Below are 17,784 nucleotides of genomic sequence, written 5' to 3' on the forward strand. Positions count from 1 at the left end.
TCCTCTTCGGACGACGGTTTCCGCAGCCACGGAGCCGAGAAGATGCGGATTCCCTTGTGGGAGGCCTGATCGCCTGTCAGGATCGCTATATGAGCACGAAGAACCGCCCTGCGAACCTCGACGCCACGTCGAAGGCGATCATCGAGCAGTTGCAGGTCGACGGCCGCCGTTCCTATGCCGAGATCGGCAAGGCCGTGGGGCTGAGCGAAGCGGCGGTGCGGCAGCGCGTGCAGAAACTGACCGAGTCGGGTGTGATGCAGATCGTCGCGGTGACCGATCCGCTGCAGCTCGGTTTTTCCCGGCAGGCCATGATCGGCCTCAAGGTGTCCGGCGACACCCGCCTCGTGGCGGATGCCCTGGCCGCGATGCCCGCCGTCGACTACGTGGTGCTCACCGCGGGCACCTTCGACATCCTGGCGGAGGTCGTCTGCGAAGACGACGACGACCTCATCGCCCTCCTCAACTCCGAGATCCGCAGCCTCGACGGCGTGCAGTCGACGGAGACGTTCGTCTACCTGAAGCTGCGCAAGCAGCTCTACGACTGGGGCACACGATGACCACCACCGAACAGCTCGTCACACCTCCTCCCGGCCGCGGCTCGCGCTCGGAGGCCGAGCTCCAGAAGATGGCGAAAGACCATCTCTGGATGCACTTCTCCCGCCAGTCCGTGATGGAGTCCGGCGCCGGCGTGCCGATCATCACCAAGGGCGAGGGCCACCACGTCTGGGACTCGCAGGGTCGGAAGTACATCGACGGGCTCTCGGGCCTGTTCGTCGTGAACGCCGGCCACGGCCGCCGGCGTCTCGCCGAGGCGGCCGCGAAGCAGGCCGAGGAGCTCGCGTTCTTCCCGATCTGGTCGTACGCGCATCCCTCCGCCATCGAGCTGGCCGACCGGCTCGCCGACCTCGCCCCGGGGGATCTGAACCGGGTGTTCTTCTCGACCGGTGGTGGCGAGGCTGTCGAGACGGCGTTCAAGCTCGCCAAGTACTACTGGCGTCTGCAGGGCCGGCCGACCAAGCACAAGGTCATCTCGCGTTCGATCGCGTACCACGGCACCCCGCAGGGCGCGCTCGCGATCACCGGCATCCCCGCCATGAAGGAGATGTTCGAGCCGGTCACTCCCGGTGGCTTCCGGGTGCCCAACACGAACTACTACCGGGCCCACGAGATGGGCTTCGAGGGCACGGAGGAGGCCTTCGGGTTGTGGGCGGCGAACCGCATCGAAGAGATGATCCAGTTCGAGGGCCCCGAGACCGTCGCCGCCGTGTTCCTCGAGCCGGTGCAGAATTCGGGCGGCTGCTTCCCGCCCCCGCCCGGTTACTTCCAGCGCGTGCGCGAGATCTGCGACAAGTACGACGTGCTCCTCGTGAGCGACGAGGTGATCTGCGCCTTCGGCCGCATCGGCAACTACTTCGCCTGCGACACCTACGGCTTCGAGCCCGACATGATCACCTGCGCGAAGGCGATGACGAGCGGCTACTCCCCCATCGGCGCCACGATCGTGAACGAGCGGGTCTACGAGCCGTTCAAGCACGGGCAGACCTCGTTCGCCCACGGCTACACCTTCGCCGGGCACCCGGTCTCGGCGGCGGTCGCCCTGGAGAACCTCGACATCTTCGAGGAGGAGGGGCTGAACGCGCGGGTCCGCGAGAACTCCCCCATCTTCCGCCAGACGCTCGAGCGGCTGACCGATCTGCCGATCGTGGGAGACGTGCGCGGCGACGGCTACTTCTTCGGCATCGAGCTGGTGAAGGACAAGACCACCAAGGAGACCTTCGACTCGGACGAGTCGGAGCGCCTGCTGCGCGGCTTCCTCTCCAAGGCACTGTTCGAGGCCGGCTTGTACTGCCGGGCGGACGACCGGGGCGACCCGGTCATCCAGCTCGCTCCCCCGCTGACCATCGGGCCGGCCGAGTTCGACGAGATCGAGCAGATCCTCCGCGGCGTGCTGTCGGAGGCGTGGACGAAGCTCTGAGCCGGCGCGCCGGTCGCTGACCCGGGTCACGGCGCCGAGGCGTCGAGCCAGAGCGGCGTCGCCCCACCATCGAGCAGCTGCTGGAACAGCCGTGCCAGCAGATACTCCGGATCGGCGGCCAGGGCGGCATCGAGGTAGCCCGAGGCCGCCGTTCCGCGGCCCCTCGTCCACTCGAGCCACGCCAGGATCGTGAGGGGCGCCGCACGGAGCGTCTCGGGCGCGACCTCGGCGATGCCGCGCAGTGCGTCGATCGACTTGCGGAGCCGCGCGGGCAGCGGAGCGACGTCGCCGATGCCGAGGAAGCTCGTCGCGACGGCCGAGTCGACGTCGTCGCCCTGAGGCGCGGCGGAGTCGCCCGCTCCGTCGGACCGGCCGCGCTCTGTCGCGCCCGGTGCGTGACTGTGCTCGGCGCCGGATGGGACGCGTCCGGCCGCGGCCGGTGCCTGACCTTGCTGAGCCTCGGGCGACACCGGCGTTGGTGGTGGCGACACGAGATCGCTCAGCGCGAGCAGTCCGGCGTCGAGGCCCCAGGCGCACTGCATCAGCACGCAGTCGCGGACGGTCTTGTGCCGGAGCGACCAGGCGAGTGCGATGCACCGGGCGTCCGACGGGGGTGGGGCCGAAGGCGAGAGCACCGACTGCCACCGCAGCAGCACGTCGATCGCGTCGGGCTCCTTGCCCGACTCAGGGCGCTGAAGCTCAGCCAGTGCAGCCAGGGCCCGCGTGCGTCGCCGCTCGGAGGCGGGCGGGATCGGCACGAACGCACCGCGGTGCGGATCAGCGCGTCCCCCCGCGCCGGAGGCTTTGACGGTCGGCAGAGGATGCCAATCGGGTACGGCGGGCGCTGCGCCTCGAACCGGCGCCCAGCGGTCTCCCGACACGATGAGCGACCGACCGTGGAAGAACCCGGCCCGGCCGAGCGAGCGCTCGATCCCTTCGACCACCGACCCCAGCCGCCATCCGGCTTGCGCAGCACTGGTCGCACGAGCTGCAGCACCAGCGGAGGAGTCCGTCGCGGCAGCGGCACCGGAGGTGGCGCCGGAGAGGGAGGTGGAGTCGACCGTGGTCTCGGGCGTCATGGGCGAGGCCGGATAGTCGATCGGCACGGGATGGTCGATCGGCATGGGATGGTCGTAGGCGACGAGATCGACCGCCTCGGCGCCGGGCACCCGCGCGAGAAGCCCCGTGACGGCGCGACCGAGCCCGCCCACTGCGGGGTCGTCGAGCGGCGGCAGGTCGATGCGCATGATCGCGAAGGGTCGTCTGTGCCGCCGGACCCGCAGGGCGATGCTCGACAACGGCCGATAGCCGAGCGCGCCCTCGACGTCGAGGATCAGGCCCGGCGGATCGGGCACCGGCCCCGCTCCACCGCCTGAGCTGGGGGCGCGGTGCGGCGGGGCTGGCACTCTCGCCGCCGGCGCCGGCGCGGCGTCCGCCAGTGCTGGCACCTTATTGGCGGGCGCTGACGCGATCTCGGCCGAAGTTGACGCGATATCCGCCGGCGCGGTGTCGGACAGCGCCGGGGCCGTGTCGGCCGCGTCGGGCGGGCTGACGTGCACATCGGACGCTTGGCTTGCCGGCGCGGAAGTCCCGGCCGCGGCCGTGGGCACTGTGCCTGACCGACGGCCGGCTCGCCTTCCGGGCGACGCTTCGGACGTGCGGTGGGGCGATGTTGCGGGAGAGGTGGGGATGGAGATCGTGGTCATGCCGGAAGTGTGCTCCGGGAGGGCGTGGCAGCGGGCGTGCATCCGCAGTTCTGTGGACGACGGGTCACCGAGCCCGTGCTGTGCAGAAACCGATGAGTCCAATCGCCGGCAATGCCGGCAGCTCCCCTAGACCACTAGACCACCCTCAAACGACGAATCGCCGACCGGGAGGACCCGGCCGGCGATCGACGCTCGGCGAGACGAGAAGAGTCTCGCTGAGAAGAGGGAAGGACTACGGCTGCAGAACGGCCTGGATGTCGAGCGTGATGGTGACCTTGTCGCCCACCAGGACGCCGCCGGTCTCGAGCGCGGCGTTCCAGTTCACGCCGAAGTCGTTGCGGTCGACCTCGGTCTTGGCCTCGAAGCCGGCCTTGTAGTTGCCGTACGCGTCGGTGCCGAAGCCACCGAACTCGAAGTCGAACGTGACGGGCTTGGTGACACCCTTGATGGTGAGGTCGCCGTCGACCTTGAACTCACCCTTCTCCTGGCGGACGCCGGTGGAGACGAACTTGAGCTCGGGGTGCGTGGGGGCGTCGAAGAAGTCGTTGGTCGCGAGGTGGCCGTCGCGGTTCTTGTCGTTGGTGTTGACCGAGGCGACATCGGCGGTCGCGGTGACCTGGGTGTCGAGCGGGTTCTCGCCGGTGACGAAGGTGGCGTCGAACTTCTCGAACTTGCCGCGCACCTTGCTGATGAGCATGTGGCGGACGCTGAAGCCGACCTCGGAGTGCGAGGGGTCGATGGTCCAGGTGCCGGCCTTGTAGCCGGGGATCTCGATGGTGTCAGTCATGTTCGTCTCTTTCGTGAGGCTGGAGGGGCGGCGGATTCGCCACATGGATACAAAAGCATAGAAAACGGGGAATTATTCCGAACATTCAGGGAAATGTCTCAGCGAAGGATTTCGACCATCAGCACCCAGGCGTTCAGCATCGACACGATGACGATAGCGATGAAGCCGGCGGCGACCAGGTACAGCCCCGACGACTCCCCCACGATCAGGATCGCGGCACCGATCAGGAGCGGCACGATCTGCCCGATGCTCAGGATCGCGTTGCCGACTTTCTGCGACTGGCTGACGCCCACCCGTGTGCCGAACGCCGCGGCGGTTGCACGCACCTGCAGCGCCAGGGCCAAAATGCCGAAGAGGGCGATCTCGACACCGAGGAGCCAGAGCGGCTGATCCGGGACGAGCATCGCTACCGCCGCCACCACGATCACGACGACCGCGGCGATCGTCGAGCCCGCCCGGCCCGGGAGCCCCGGCCCCGAGATGATCTCCTTGATGTTGACCGAGATCGCGACCATGATCAGACCGGCGAGAGCCGCGGCGGCACCCGCTGACGCGACTGCGAAGTCCTGCCAGCCCTCGGGAACGATGGTCTCCATGGCGGAAGCGTAGCGGGGACGCGCCCGGGCGATCTGCTCAATTTTCACTCTCGTCACATACTCTGGAAGCCATGTGGAAGCCGACCCGCCGCAGCTGGGGAGTCGCGATCGTCGTCGCGGCGCTCGTGGCGGTGCCGAGCCTGCCCGCTTCGGCGCTGTCGCATGCGCCCTCCGACGTCCTGTCCGTGTTGCCGGCCTCGGTGCCCCGCGATGACTACCCGACCTGGGACGAGGTCAACGCAGCCAAGGCGAACGAGGCCGCGGCTCAGGCCAAGGCCACGGAGATCAACGCCCAGCTCGACACTCTCGAGGCGGAATTGGCGGACGCACAGAACCAGGCCTTCCAGCGGGGTCAGGAATATCTGACGGCCAAGGCCAACCTCCAGGGAGCGACCGACTACGCGAACGCCCTCTCGGCCCAGGCCGACGAAGCGACCGTCAAGGCGGATCTCGCCAACACCCAGGTCGGCCAGATCGCAGCCCAACTCGCCCGCTCGGGCGGCGGAGACGCGACGCTCGGCCTCATCCTCAACCAGGGCAGCTCTGAGTCGTTGCTCTATCGGCTCGGCACGATGTCGAAGCTCACGGAGCAGACCGCGGGTATCCGCGACGCCGCCGTCGCGGCGCAGAACACGGCGAACGCGCTCACGGAACAGGCTACGGTCGCCAAGAACGGACTGGCTGCGCTCAAGACCCAGGCCGAAGCGAGTCTCAAGACCGCTGAGGATGCGCAGGCCGCCGCCACCGCTCAGGTCGCCGAGAAGACTGTCGACAAAGACACGATGATCGCTCAACTGGCGACCCTCCAGAACACGACCGCGGACGTCGAGAACAAGTACCGCGACGGCGTCGCTGCGGCCGCCGCTGCCGCTGCCGCCGCCGCTGCTGCCGCGGCCGCTTCGGCCGCCGAGACCGACGCCCCCGGCAGCGCCTGGGTGCCCTCCGGCGACGCGATCATGTCCCCCGGCGAGGCCAAGGCCTACGCTCAGAGCATCCTCGGCGACTACGGCTGGGGCGGCGACCAGTACGGCTGCCTCGTGAGCCTCTGGACCGGCGAGTCGGGATGGCGCGCCAACGCCTACAACGAGTCGAGCGGCGCCTACGGCATCCCCCAGTCGCTGCCGGCCTCGAAGATGGCGTCCGTCGGCGCCGACTACGTCACGAACGCCGCGACCCAGATCGTCTGGGGCATGAACTACATCGCCAACCGGTACGACACCCCCTGCGGTGCCTGGTCGGCGTGGCAGGCGCGTTCGCCGCACTGGTACTGAGCCGCAGCGAACAGCCGGGCGCCCCGGGCTCAGTGCCCGCGATGATCCTGGATCGTCATCCTCGGCCCGTGCCGCGGCGGCCGGAAGCCGCTCGCCAGCACGAGCCGCACGATCCGCTGCCGCTGCCCGGCCCACGGCTCGAGCAGCTCCGCGAGCGCGTCGTCGTCGATCGGTTCGCCGACGAGCGCCCAGCCGATCGTCGCGGCGAGGTGATAGTCGCCGAAGCTCACCGCATCCGGATCGCCGTGCGAGCGCTGCGTGGTCTCGGCCGCCGTCCACGGGCCGACCCCGGGGATCGTGCGGAGCAGCCGCCAGGCCTCGGCACCGCCGGCATGATCGCGGAGCGTTCGCTCGAGCCCTCGGGCCACGGTCGCCGCCTGGATGACGGTCTTCGACCGCCGCGGGTCGACGCCCGCCCGGTGCCACTCCCACGACGGGATGCGACGCCAGGCCTCGGCCGTGGGCGGCACCCGGAGACCTCGCGGAGCGGGGCCCGGAGCCGGTTCCCCGTGCGCCGTCACGAGGATGCGCCAGGCCCGGAAGGCCTCGGTCGAGGTGATCTTCTGCTCGATGATCGCCGGCGCGAGCGCGTCGAGCACCCGGCCCGTCCGGGTGAGCCGGAGCCCCGGATTGCGGTGCGCCGACGACGCGATCAGGTCGTGCGTCGAGGTGTCGAGGGCGCTCCAGTCGTCGCCCGCGCCGAGCAGCCCCGGCACCAGGTCGAGGGCTGCGGCGGCGCCGCTCCCCCAGGCACGGATGCGCACGCGATTGCGGACGGCCGAGACGTGCAGCGTGGCCGTGCCCTCCTCGGCCGTGCCCGTGTGCGTGCGGAGCGCCATCCAGATGCCGTCGTCGCCGAAGCGTACGCACGGGTCACCCGCACCGCGGCGGAGCGGGCCGAGGGTGGCGTGGACGTCGAGGTCGTGGGCGGGCTCGTAGAGCAGTTCGAGCGGAGGCGCATCGGGCAGCGCCGCGGGGTGGATCGCCGCGGGAAGGCCCGGAGCTCTGCTCGTGATCGTCATCTCGCGATGAACCCTACGTCAGGCCGCCGACAGCGATCGAATCGGGAGCGGTCGCAGCCCCTGAAGGGGCGCGAAAGGGCAGCTCAGAGCCCGTCGTCGTCGACCGCAGCGCCCGCGGACGCGCCGTCGAGAAGTCCGAGGAACCAGCCCGGCCCGCGCACCTCGGCGCCCACGGCCTCGACGCGCCCGGACAGCTCGCGATCGGCGGTCACCACGACGGTCGTGCCACCGAACTCGGTCGCAGCCTCCTCGGCGATGGCGTCGTCACCAGAACCGTGAGCCCGCACCACCACGATCGCCGCGGAATCGAGCGGGACCTCGACGTCGGCAGCCCCGGCCGGCTGAGCGGCATCCGGCGCCTCCGCTTCCCGCGCCTTCCCCTCGACGACGACCCGGTACGAGGGCCAGACACGGCCGGGAGGGCCGCCGAAATCGGCGGCATCCACTCCCACAGCGCTCAGCCGGTCGACGCGCGCCAGCAGTTTCTCGGCTGCTCCCGCGCGATCGCGCCACCAGCCGTCGGGCCGGGAGCCCACGACGTTCGCAGCATCGACGATGATCCGCACCCGCTCCGACAGCCGGGCGCGGAGTTCCGGCCAGGCCGACCCGAAGCCGGGGTGCAGCGGCAGCGCCTCGACCTCGTCGACCGGCACCCACCGGAGCTCCAGGCTCTCGGCGTCGCCGATCTCGGGCTCGAAGGGCACGGCGGCGCGCGTGACGACCGTGACGTACGACCAGTAACCGAGGTCGAGCACCGAGGTGAACGCGATCTGCAGCGCCTCCGCCGGCACGCCGGCCTCTTCGCCCGCCTCGCGGATGGCGCCGTCGACGGCGGATTCGCCCTCGTGCCGGGCGCCGCCGGGCAGCCCCCAGGTTCCGCCGAAGTGGCTCCACTCGGCGCGGTGCTGGAGCAGGACTCCCGCGGACTCGTCGTGCACGAGAAGACCGGCCGCACCGTAGCGCCCCCAGAAGCGGCGGCCGTCGGGGCCTTCGACCCAGGCGTCTCCGCTGTCGCGCGGCACGAAGGGGGGCGGGGCCTCAGGCATGGCTCCAGCTTCTCACGCCTCGGCCGGACGCGAACGCGGAAACGACCATGATGGACACATGACCGTGCTGCCCCCGCTCCGCGATCCCGTGCGCCGGTTCGGTTCGCGCGTGATCGACTTCGACCGGCGGATCGCCGTGATGGCGATCGTCAACCGCACGCCTGACTCGTTCTTCGACCAGGGGGCGACCTACGCGCTCGACCAGGCGGTCGCGGCCGGGCTCGCAGCCGCCGAGGCCGGGGCCGACTGGGTCGACATCGGTGGCGCGAAGTTCGCCCCGGGCCCCGAGATCCCGGCCGAGGAGGAGCTGGACCGTGTGCTCCCGGTCGTCGAAGCGCTGGCCGCGCAGAGCGACGTGACGATCTCGGTCGACACCTTCCGCGCCTCCGTCGCGGCCGCCTGCCTGCGTGCGGGCGCGCACGTCGTCAACGACACCACGGGCCTCAGCGACCCCGAGCTCGCCGCTGCGGTGGCGGAGGCTCCGGGGGCGTCGCTCGTGATCACGCACAGCCTGGCCGAACCGCGGAAGCCCTACCCGCATCCGCGGTACGACGACGTCGTCACCGAGGTGCGCGCGTTCCTCGAGGAGCGCGTCGGGCGGGCGGTCGCGGCGGGCGTGCCGGAGTCGGCCCTGTTCGTCGACCCCGGTCACGACCTCAACAAGACCACCCGGCACAGCCTCGAGCTGACCCGCCGTCTCGACGAGATCGCGACCCTCGGCTTCCCGGTGCTCGCGGCGGTGTCGAACAAGGACTTCGTCGGCGAGACCCTCGACCTGCCGAAGGCCGAGCGGCACGACGGGTCGATCGTCGCGGCGACGGCCTGCGCGATGCTCGGCGCCCGCGTCGTCCGGATGCACGACGCGCGGTCGGCCGTGCAGGCGATGCGGATGCTGGAGGGCATCCTGGGATTCCGCGAACCGATTCTCGAGGTGCACAACATCTGAGCCCGGCTCCCGGATGCTCTTCCTGGTTTCTGCCGTCCCCGCCCGCCCGTAGATTCGAGAACCCCATGACCGAGATCGCGCAGCTTTTCCCCCACCCCGGCACCGGCCGGCTCGACCACGACGAGCTGCTCGCCCTGTACACGCCGCTGCGGCGGGGCGAGCCGCGACTGCGCGTGAACTTCATCGAGAGCCTCGACGGGTCGGCCACCCTCGACGGGCTCTCGGGCGGGCTGGGCGCTCCCGCCGACAAAGAGGTCTTCGACATCCTCCGCGGCCTCGCCGACGTTGTGCTGGTCGGCGCCGGCACCGCACGGGCCGAGGGGTACGGAGCCTTGACGGTCGACGCCGCGACCGTGGCCCGGCGCCGCGCCGCCGGCCTGTCCGACCACCCCGCGATGGCGCTGGTGAGCGGCCGGCTCGACTTCGATCCGGCGAGCGCGCTCTTCGCCGAGGCGCCGACGAAGCCGCTCGTGTTCACGACCGCGAACGCACCAGTGGATGCACGGGGCCGGCTCGCCGGGGTCGCCGACGTGATCGAGGCGGGCACCGACCGGGTCGAAGCCGCACAGGTCGTGCGGGCGCTCCACGAGCGCGGGCTGGTGCAGATCCTCTGCGAGGGCGGCCCGTCGTTGTTCGGCGAGCTGATCGCCGAAGATCTCGTGGACGAGTTCTGTTTGACCCTGAGCCCGGTGCTGGAGGGGGGCTCGGGGCCGCGGATCACACGGGCGGCCGGCCCCTCGGCACCCGACCCCTCGGCACCCGGCCCTTCGGCACCCGTCGTGCCCCGCGGGATGGAGCTCGGCCACCTGCTGCACAGCGGCAGCATGATCCTCACCCGATGGGTGCGCGGGGCGGCCGCGTGAGTGCCGACGGTCCCGCCGGTGCCGACACAGCAGCGGGGAGCGTCGCCAGGACACGCGGGATCGCCCGGCTCGAGGCGGCCTCGCGCGCCCGGGCCGCCGGCATCGCCTTCACGACGGCCGACATCCTTGCGACGCTGCTGTTCGCCCTCGAGGGCGCGCGCCTCGCCGCCGAGTCGGGCCTCGACGTCTTCGGCGTGATCGTGGTCGGTGGGGCCTCGTCGGTGGTGGGCGGGATCCTCCGCGACGTACTGCTCGGCGACGTGCCGCCATTCGCGTTCCGCACGCCCTCGCGCATCCTCGTCGGCCTGATCGGCTCGCTCGCCGCCTTCACCCTCGTCGCGACCGGCGCCCCGACGCCGGACGAGCTGTTCGGCGTGCTCGACGCCCTGGGGCTCGCCCTGTTCGCCGTCTCCGGCGCCCGGAAAGCCCTCGACCACGGGTCGAACGGCTGGGTCGTCGTGATCCTCGGCACGATCGCCGCGGTGGGCGGCGGGATGCTGCGCGACCTGCTGCTCGGCCACGTGCCCACGGTGCTCACCTCGAGCGTCTACGCCTCGGCTGCGGCCGCCGGGGCGCTGACCGTCTTCCTCGCCTCGCGGGCACGGGTCACGCCGGTCACCGGGATGGCGCTGGGGTTCGTCGTGTGCGCGACCATCCGCATCCTCGCGCTCGCGTTCGACTGGCACCTGCCCGTGCTCGTCGCGCGCTGACTCGCAGGTCGGCAGCCGCAGCCGCGACGACCCGCGACCCGGCTGACTCGCACCCCCGTCGCCTCACGATCGCGCTGACACGCGGCCCCGTCGGCCTCAGAGCTGGTCGACCCCGATGATCCGCACCACCGCCACGCCCTCCTCGTTCGACGCCGCGAGGTCGATCTCGGCCGTGATGCCCCAGTCGTGGTCGCCGGCCGGGTCGTCGAAGATCTGGCGGGCGCGCCAGACGCCGGGGCCCGCATCCGAGGTGCCCTCCTCGAGGATGAGGAGGGCGGCACTGCGGGCGTGCGGCCCGATGCCGACCGAGTCGTGCACGTCGTAGTACTCGTCCATCGCCTCGGCCCACCGGTTCGCACCCCAGCCCGAGAAGGCGTCGAGTTCGCCGAGCTCGTCCCACGCCTCCCGCGCCGCCAGCGTGACGCGGCGGAAGAGCTCGTTGCGCACCAGAACCCGGAACGCCCGCGGGTTCGAGGTGAGCAGCTTCGGCGCCGGCGGCACGATCGGGGCCTCGTCGGCCTGCTCCCGCGCGGCGGCGGCGAGCACCGCATCCGGGTTGATCAGGGCCTCCCACTCGTCGAGCACGCTCGAGTCGGTCTGGCGCACCAGTTCGCCGAGCCACTCGATCAGGTCGATCAGGTCGTCGTTCTTCAGCTCGTCGGGCACCGTGCTGCGCAGCGTGCGATACGCGTCGGAGAGGTAACGAAGCACCAGCCCCTCCGACCGGGCGAGGCGGTAGAACGCCACGTACTCCCCGAACGACATCGCCCGCTCGTACATGTCGCGGATCACCGACTTCGGCGAGATGTCGAAATCGCCGATCCACGGCTGCGAGGCGCGATAGGTGTCGAAGGCCTCTCCGAGGAGACCCGCGAGCGGCTTCGGGTAGGTCACCTCGTCGAGCAGCTCCATGCGCTGCTCGTACTCGATGCCCTCGGCCTTCATCGCCTGGACGGCCTCACCGCGGGCCACGAACTGCTGGGCCGAGAGCACCGGTCGCGGATCGTCGAGGATCGCCTCGGTGACCGAGACGACGTCGAGCGCGAAGGTCGGCGAGTCTTCGTCGAGCAGGTCGTAGACCGCGAGCGCGAACGGCGACAGCGGCTGGTTGAGGGCGAAGTTGGGCTGGAGGTCGACGGTGAGACGGATGATCGTGTCGCCCGTGGTCGCATCGGTCACCTGCTCGACGACTCCGGCCGTGCGGAGCGTGCGGTAGATGGCCAGGGCCTGCCGGATCAGGTCCCGCTGCTTCGCCCGCGGCTCGTGGTTGTCTTCGAGCAGGGCCCGCATGTTCGCGAACACGTCGCCGCCGCGCGCGATCGTGTTGAGCACCATCGCGTGGGTGACCGTGAGGTGCGAGGTGAGCTTCTCGGGCTCGGCCCCGATCAGCTTCTCGAAGCTCGGTTCACCCCACGAGACGAAGCCCTCCGGGGCCTTCTTGCGGATGAACTTGCGCCGCTTCTTCGGGTCGTCGCCGATCTTCGCGAGCGCCTTGAGGTTCTCGGTCTCGTGCTCGGGGGCCTGCACCACCACCGTTCCGGCGGTGTCGTAGCCCGCACGCCCGGCCCGCCCCGCGATCTGATGGAACTCGCGCGCGGTGAGCTGCCGCATCCGCGTGCCGTCGAACTTGGTCAGCGCCGAGAGCAGCACGGTGCGGATGGGCACGTTGATGCCCACTCCGAGCGTGTCGGTGCCGCAGATCACCCGCAGCAGCCCGCGCTGGGCGAGCCGCTCGACCAGGCGGCGGTACTTCGGCAGCATGCCGGCGTGGTGCACGCCGATGCCCATGCGGATCAGCCGGGAGAGTGTCTTGCCGAACGCCGTGGTGAACCGGAACGGCGCGATCAACTCGGCGATCTCGTCGCGCATCTCGCGGGTGGCCACTTTGATGCTCGACAGCGCCTGCGCGCGCTCGACCGCCGCGAGCTGGGAGAAGTGCACGATGTAGACGGGGGCGCGCTGGGTGGAGAGCAGCTCTTCGACGGTCTCCTGGATCGGCGTCGTGGCATAGGTGTAGCTGAGCGGGACGGGGCGCTCGACACCGGTGATGACGGTCGTCTCACGACCGGTGCGACGGGAGAGGTCGGTGGCGAGCCAGTCGACGTCGCCCAGCGTCGCCGACATGAGCACGAACTGCACCGCCGGCAGCGCGAGGATCGGCACCTGCCAGGCCCAGCCGCGGTCGGCCTCGGCGTAGAAGTGGAACTCGTCCATCACCACCTGACCGACCGGGGTGTCCGGCCCGTGCCGGAGAGCCAGGTTCGCGAGGATCTCGGCCGTGGCGCAAATGATCGGCGCATCCGGGTTGACCGAGGAATCACCCGTGACCATACCGACGTTCTCGGCCCCGAAGATGCCGACGAGGTCGAAGAACTTCTCGGAGACCAGCGCCTTGATCGGCGCCGTGTAGTAGCTGCGCTGCCCCTGGGCGAGCGCGACCGCGTGCGCACCCACGGCCACGAGCGATTTACCGGTGCCGGTGGGGGTCGAGAGGATCACGTTCTCGCCCGAGACGATCGCGACGATCGACTCGTCCTGCGCCGGATAGAGCGGTGTGCCGCGCTCGGCGGCCCACTCGGCGAAGGCCTCGTAGGCCGCGTCGGCGTCGAACGGGGTCGGCATCGCCGGGCGGGAGGAGGAGATGGGGTTCGGCACGTCTCAAGACTAGGTGCGCGGCGCGCGCGGGGATCCGTGGCCGCGGATCTGTGGATAACCCGGCCCCGTGCATCCACCCTGTGGACTGTCGGATGCCTGTGCCAGGCTTGCCGCATGGCAGGAACGGGCGTGCGGATCGACAGCTGGCTCTGGGCCGCGCGCGTCTACAAGACGCGCTCGCTGGCGACCGCCGCGTGCCGCGCCGGCCATGTGAGATTGAACGGAGAACGCGCCAAGGCCGCCCAGCCGGTGCGCGAGGGCGACGAGGTGCGGGCGAGGATCAGCGGGTTCGACCGCATTCTCAAGGTCGCGGGCCTCGGCGTCAAACGGGGCTCGGCCTCGGTCGCGGCGCAGTACTTCGTCGACCTCACACCCCCGCCGCCGCCCCGGGAGACCGTGGCGGCCGTGCCCGTCCGCGACCGCGGCACCGGGCGTCCCACCAAGCGAGACCGTCGAGAGATCGAGCGTCTGCGCGGACTCAGGGACGACTACTAACCTTGTCCATGCCGGGCGGCGACGACGAGCGCCCGGCCGCCTTCCCCCCCCGACACCGCGAGGCCATCAGGAGCATCATGTCCGAAGCCAGCACCCCCGCCGCGAGCGGGAACCGCACCCCCGACGGCACGCCGAACGCGGGCCCGAACGGCGCACCGGCCCCCGACCAGACTCTGGAAGAGCTGGTCGCCGAGAGCATGCAGGACGACCAGGGCGTGCGGCACGACCAGACCGGGCAGTACGACCAGACGGCGCAGTACCCCGCCGGTCAGCCGTTCTCTCCCGATCCCGGGTGGGCAGGTCCCGACGGCGCTCCGACCCAGGGCGGATCCGCCGGCAACGGCGACAACTCCACCAACCCTGGCAACTCCGGCAACCCCGGCCCCGCCGCTGCCCCGAACCAGGGTCAGGACGGCGCGGCCTTCCGCCCGGGCCAGGACCCGGAGGGCTATCAGCTCACCGGCCGCGACCGCACCGCGCTGCGCTTCATCGGGGCCTCGGTCAAGATCGGCACGCCCGAGTTCCGGGTGCGTTACGACGCGATCGTCGACGAGCTCTATCGCCACCACTTCATCGATCCCACGGCCCGCCCCGCTTACGAGGCGCCGGTCATCGTGCCCGCCGAAGAGGTCGAGGGCGACGACGACCCGCTGGAGATCATCCGCTCGCAGCTCGGTCTCGTGATCGACGACCGCCGCGTGCGCGACACGGCGCGGACGGATGCGGAGCGGCAGCTGGCCGAGACCTCCGAGCGGCTCGCCGTGATGACGGCGCGCTACGAGGACACGCAGGCCCGGCTCGACGCCACCGCCGCGGCGCTCGCCCAGCGCGACGCCGAGCTCGCGGCGCTGCAGAACCGCCTCGTCGCCGACACCACCGCCCTCCAGACGCAGCTGGCCGACGAGACGGGCCGGCTGCAAGCCGAGCTCGCCGACACGACCGCGCGCCTGATGGCCGACCAGCAGGCGTCCGCCGGCGGCTACGAGGCCCAGATCGCCGGCCTGCACGCGGCTCACGCGGCCCAGCTGGACGAGATGAGCACCGCTCACGCCGCGCAGCTGCAGCAGCTCACCGCAGCCCACGCGGCGCAGGTCGAGCAGCTCAGCGCCTCGCACTCCTACCAGGTCGACGAGCTGCGGGCCTCGCACGCGGCGGAGAGCGAGCAGCTGCGGGCCGGGCACGCCTCCGAGTCGGATCAGCTGCGCCTGCACGACGAGCAGCTCCGCGCCGCTCACGCCGCCGAGCTGGAGCAGCTGCGGGCCGCGCACGCGGCCGAGATCGAGCAGCTGCACGCCGCTCATGCGGTCGAGCTCGACGGGCTGCTCGCGTCCTCGGCCGCCGAACTCGACCAGGCGCGCTCCGAGGCTGCCGCCGAGTCGGCCCGGCTGACCGCCGAGAACGACCAGCTCCGCGCCGAGCAGGCGGGCCTCGTCGAGCAGCACGCGGCCGAGCTCGACTCGGTGCGCACCGAGCACGCCTCGACCCTGTCGGCCCTCGCGGCCGACGGCGACGGTGCTGCCGCGACCGCTGCCCAGACGGCCGCCGACCTCGACGACACGCGTTCCCGGGTGGCCGAGCTCGAGACCGATCTCGCCGCGAGCCGTGAGCGGATCGACGCGCTCGAGTACGAACTGGCCGTCGCGCAGGAGGCGGCCGCAGCGGCCGTCGAGTCCGAGTCGGCCTCCGACGACGCAGCCACTGCAGCGATCACGGCGAATGCCGCGAACGACACCGAAGCCGGCACCGACGACACCGACGCAACCGCAGCCGACGCAACCGCAGCCGACGCCGACGCCCGGGCCACCACCGCACTCGCCGAGCTCGCCGAGGCCCGCGCACGCCTCGCCACCCTCGAGGAGGAGCTGGCGCTCGCCCGCGAGGAGGCCGCCATCGCGGTCGAGACCGCCGGCACCGCGACCGCCGCAGCCGCCGCGGCGGAGGCCGACGCAGCCTCGGTCCGTGCCGCCTCCGACTCCCTCCCCGCCGACGAGAGCGGCATCGAGTCGCTCGGCTTCGAGACGGTCGACGACGAGGCCCTGGTCGAGGCCCGGTCCCGCGTGGCCGTGCTGGAGCAGGAGCTGGTGGATGCGCGCACCGAGATCGGCATCCTGGCCGATGAGCGTGACCGCGCGCTCTCGGATGCGGCGATCTCGCTCGACGACCGCGAGCGCCTGAGCGACGCGCTCACCGCGCTGCAGTCCGGCAAGATGAAGGCCGCGGATCAGGTCGAGGCCGAGCTCCGGGCCGCGCGGGCCCTCGTCGCCGAGATCGAGGACATCGCGACCGGCCAGCTCTGCGCCGAGGACGAGACGAACGAGTACGCGATCGGCGCGAACGACTCCGCCGTGCTCGTGCTCAACGCCATCGCCGAAGCCGAGTAGTCCCGGGGCCTGCGGTCAGTAGCCTGGGGCTACGCGGCCGCGGCCCCGGCCTCGGCCGGCGGCAGGTCGAGCGGATGCTCGAGTTCGTCCCGAGGCATCCGCGCCGCGAGGATCGCGACCACAGCGATGACGACCGGCACCGCGCCCGCCACGACGAAGGCGGGCGCGACGCCGATCGCCTCGCCCACGGGACCGGCGATCGCCATCGACAGCGGCATGAACGCCAGCGACACGAAGAAGTCGAGGCTCGACACCCGCCCGAGCATCGCCGGCGGAACCCGCCGCTGCAGCAGGGTTCCCCAGATGACGGTCGCGGCCGAGAACGTGAATCCGACCACGAACAGCGCGATCACCATCACCCAGAGCTCGCTCGTCAGCCCGATCACCACGAGCGGAAGGCAGCCCGCGCCCCAGAGCATCACCATCACCGTGAGGTAGCGCCGTGGCAGCGGGAACGACGCCACCAGGATCGACCCGATCGCCCCGCCGATGCCGAAGGCGGCCAGCGCGACGGCGAACGACCCCGCGCCTCCCCCGGTCTGATCCCGCACGGCGAACGGAAGCAGCACCTCGATCGGGCCCATGATCACCAGCACGAGGATGGTCGCGAACAGCAGCGTGCCGAGCAGCCACGGCGTGCGGCCCATGTAGCGGAAGCCTTCGCGCAGGTCGGCGAAGACCGCCCGCACCGGATGCGCGGACGCCACCTCCTCCGCATCCCGTCGCAGCGGCATCGGTTTCAGGAACACCAGCCCGGTCACCGCGAGCAGCTGCGACCCGGCCACCACGGCGAAGGCCAGCCCGGGGGTCGCCGCCGCGATCACGGCGCTCGCGACCGCGGGGCCGGCCGCCTGCATCACGGCGGGACGCAGCACGCCCTCCACCCCGTTGGCGGCCAGGAGGTCGTCGGCAGGCAGCACGGAGGGCAGCATCGCCGAGTAGGCGGGGTAGAAGAAGCCCGCTGCGGCTCCGAGCACCAGCGACACCGCGACCAGGTGCCAGAGCTGCAGCGCCTGGGTCAGTGCGAGCACCGCCGTGAGCGCGATCACGGCCGTCTTGACGGATTCGACGACGATCAGGATGCTCCGCTGCGGCACCCGGTCGGCGATCACCCCGCCGAAGAGCACGGCGGCGACCAGGCCGAGGCTCGAGGCCGCGGCCACCAGCGAGAGGTCGGCCGGCCCTCCCCCCACCCCGATGACCTGCCAGACGATCGCGACGAGCCACACGCCCTCCCCGAAGAGCGAGAGCGCGAGGGCTACGATCAAGACCCGGTACTGGCGCACGCGGAACGGGCGCAGCGCCCGTGGGCTCTCGCGCCTGCCGCTCAC

General features: G+C 71.3%; 15 protein-coding genes. 8 read left to right on the top strand and 7 right to left on the bottom strand.

Features of this window, described 5'->3' with window-relative positions:
• Positions 1-89 precede the first annotated feature (89 nt).
• Positions 90-557, top strand: a complete 468-nt coding sequence (locus tag HSO01S_RS03000; RefSeq protein ID WP_066039055.1) for an Lrp/AsnC family transcriptional regulator — start codon at positions 90-92, stop codon at positions 555-557.
• Positions 554-1,975, top strand: coding sequence for an aspartate aminotransferase family protein (locus HSO01S_RS03005; protein ID WP_066039056.1), 1,422 nt, complete (start codon positions 554-556; stop codon positions 1,973-1,975). The genes HSO01S_RS03000 and HSO01S_RS03005 overlap by 4 nt, the downstream gene beginning before the upstream one ends.
• Before the next feature lie 26 nt (positions 1,976-2,001).
• Here HSO01S_RS03005 and HSO01S_RS03010 read toward each other — a convergent pair whose 3' ends face one another.
• The 3 genes from HSO01S_RS03010 to HSO01S_RS03020 all read right to left on the bottom strand — a co-directional run bounded on the left by HSO01S_RS03010 (position 2,002) and on the right by HSO01S_RS03020 (position 5,064).
• Entirely contained in the window at positions 2,002-3,330 is a 1,329-nt protein-coding gene (locus tag HSO01S_RS03010) for a DUF4192 family protein (RefSeq protein ID WP_066039057.1), read from the bottom strand.
• Between the two features lie 583 nt (positions 3,331-3,913).
• A complete protein-coding gene (locus HSO01S_RS03015) occupies positions 3,914-4,468 on the bottom strand; it encodes a YceI family protein (protein ID WP_066039058.1) in 555 nt (184 codons plus the stop codon).
• A 98-nt stretch (positions 4,469-4,566) separates the two neighbouring features.
• Positions 4,567-5,064: a hypothetical protein gene (locus HSO01S_RS03020; protein ID WP_066039059.1), complete on the bottom strand. Its 498-nt coding sequence runs from the start codon at positions 5,062-5,064 to the stop codon at positions 4,567-4,569.
• 71 nt (positions 5,065-5,135) lie between these two features.
• Here HSO01S_RS03020 and HSO01S_RS03025 point away from each other — a divergent pair, with 71 nt between their 5' ends.
• A complete protein-coding gene (locus HSO01S_RS03025; RefSeq protein WP_066039060.1) occupies positions 5,136-6,335 on the top strand; it encodes a coiled-coil domain-containing protein in 1,200 nt (399 codons plus the stop codon).
• A 29-nt stretch (positions 6,336-6,364) separates the two neighbouring features.
• Here HSO01S_RS03025 and HSO01S_RS03030 read toward each other — a convergent pair whose 3' ends face one another.
• Both HSO01S_RS03030 and HSO01S_RS03035 read right to left on the bottom strand, forming a co-directional pair.
• Positions 6,365-7,357 (bottom strand): DNA-3-methyladenine glycosylase family protein, encoded by a 993-nt coding sequence (locus HSO01S_RS03030; RefSeq protein ID WP_245635863.1) that lies wholly within the window; start codon positions 7,355-7,357, stop codon positions 6,365-6,367.
• An 83-nt stretch (positions 7,358-7,440) separates the two neighbouring features.
• Entirely contained in the window at positions 7,441-8,403 is a 963-nt protein-coding gene (locus HSO01S_RS03035; protein WP_066039061.1) for an NUDIX domain-containing protein, read from the bottom strand.
• 58 nt (positions 8,404-8,461) lie between these two features.
• Between HSO01S_RS03035 and folP the strand changes: the two genes are divergently transcribed.
• The 3 genes from folP to HSO01S_RS03050 all read left to right on the top strand — a co-directional run bounded on the left by folP (position 8,462) and on the right by HSO01S_RS03050 (position 10,922).
• On the top strand, positions 8,462-9,349 hold the full coding sequence (gene folP, locus HSO01S_RS03040) for a dihydropteroate synthase (protein WP_066039062.1): 888 nt from the start codon (positions 8,462-8,464) through the stop codon (positions 9,347-9,349).
• Between the two features lie 65 nt (positions 9,350-9,414).
• Positions 9,415-10,212: a pyrimidine reductase family protein gene (locus HSO01S_RS03045; RefSeq protein ID WP_066039063.1), complete on the top strand. Its 798-nt coding sequence runs from the start codon at positions 9,415-9,417 to the stop codon at positions 10,210-10,212.
• The gene (locus tag HSO01S_RS03050; RefSeq protein ID WP_218003756.1) at positions 10,209-10,922 is read left to right on the top strand and encodes a trimeric intracellular cation channel family protein; all 714 of its coding nucleotides are present in this window, start codon (positions 10,209-10,211) and stop codon (positions 10,920-10,922) included. Before HSO01S_RS03045 ends, HSO01S_RS03050 begins: the two co-directional genes overlap by 4 nt.
• A 96-nt stretch (positions 10,923-11,018) precedes the next feature.
• Here HSO01S_RS03050 and HSO01S_RS03055 read toward each other — a convergent pair whose 3' ends face one another.
• Positions 11,019-13,544 carry a DEAD/DEAH box helicase gene (locus HSO01S_RS03055; RefSeq protein ID WP_066039151.1) on the bottom strand — a complete coding sequence of 842 codons (2,526 nt, stop codon included), beginning with the start codon at positions 13,542-13,544 and terminating at the stop codon, positions 11,019-11,021.
• A gap of 147 nt (positions 13,545-13,691) precedes the next feature.
• Here HSO01S_RS03055 and HSO01S_RS03060 point away from each other — a divergent pair, with 147 nt between their 5' ends.
• Entirely contained in the window at positions 13,692-14,072 is a 381-nt protein-coding gene (locus tag HSO01S_RS03060; RefSeq protein ID WP_066039064.1) for an RNA-binding S4 domain-containing protein, read from the top strand.
• Between the two features lie 77 nt (positions 14,073-14,149).
• Complete coding sequence (locus HSO01S_RS03065) at positions 14,150-16,453, top strand: hypothetical protein (protein WP_157078859.1); 2,304 nt, start codon at positions 14,150-14,152, stop codon at positions 16,451-16,453.
• 29 nt (positions 16,454-16,482) lie between these two features.
• Here HSO01S_RS03065 and HSO01S_RS03070 read toward each other — a convergent pair whose 3' ends face one another.
• Positions 16,483-17,784 carry an MFS transporter gene (locus tag HSO01S_RS03070; RefSeq protein WP_066039066.1) on the bottom strand — a complete coding sequence of 434 codons (1,302 nt, stop codon included), beginning with the start codon at positions 17,782-17,784 and terminating at the stop codon, positions 16,483-16,485.

The organism is Herbiconiux solani NBRC 106740 (assembly GCF_001571005.1).
Lineage (GTDB): Bacteria > Actinomycetota > Actinomycetes > Actinomycetales > Microbacteriaceae > Herbiconiux > Herbiconiux solani.

What these genes read in the sequence shown, in the direction of transcription:
- HSO01S_RS03060 (WP_066039064.1), top strand. Translation starts at nt 13,692, where the DNA reads ATGGCAGGAACGGGCGTGCGGATCGACAGCTGGCTCTGGGCCGCGCGC.
- HSO01S_RS03005 (WP_066039056.1), top strand. Translation starts at nt 554, where the DNA reads ATGACCACCACCGAACAGCTCGTCACACCTCCTCCCGGCCGCGGCTCG.
- HSO01S_RS03045 (WP_066039063.1), top strand. Translation starts at nt 9,415, where the DNA reads ATGACCGAGATCGCGCAGCTTTTCCCCCACCCCGGCACCGGCCGGCTC.
- HSO01S_RS03015 (WP_066039058.1), bottom strand. Translation starts at nt 4,468, where the DNA reads ATGACTGACACCATCGAGATCCCCGGCTACAAGGCCGGCACCTGGACC.
- folP (WP_066039062.1), top strand. Translation starts at nt 8,462, where the DNA reads ATGACCGTGCTGCCCCCGCTCCGCGATCCCGTGCGCCGGTTCGGTTCG.
- HSO01S_RS03030 (WP_245635863.1), bottom strand. Translation starts at nt 7,357, where the DNA reads ATGACGATCACGAGCAGAGCTCCGGGCCTTCCCGCGGCGATCCACCCC.
- HSO01S_RS03055 (WP_066039151.1), bottom strand. Translation starts at nt 13,544, where the DNA reads ATGCCGACCCCGTTCGACGCCGACGCGGCCTACGAGGCCTTCGCCGAG.
- HSO01S_RS03000 (WP_066039055.1), top strand. Translation starts at nt 90, where the DNA reads ATGAGCACGAAGAACCGCCCTGCGAACCTCGACGCCACGTCGAAGGCG.
- HSO01S_RS03020 (WP_066039059.1), bottom strand. Translation starts at nt 5,064, where the DNA reads ATGGAGACCATCGTTCCCGAGGGCTGGCAGGACTTCGCAGTCGCGTCA.
- HSO01S_RS03035 (WP_066039061.1), bottom strand. Translation starts at nt 8,403, where the DNA reads ATGCCTGAGGCCCCGCCCCCCTTCGTGCCGCGCGACAGCGGAGACGCC.
- HSO01S_RS03025 (WP_066039060.1), top strand. Translation starts at nt 5,136, where the DNA reads ATGTGGAAGCCGACCCGCCGCAGCTGGGGAGTCGCGATCGTCGTCGCG.
- HSO01S_RS03065 (WP_157078859.1), top strand. Translation starts at nt 14,150, where the DNA reads ATGTCCGAAGCCAGCACCCCCGCCGCGAGCGGGAACCGCACCCCCGAC.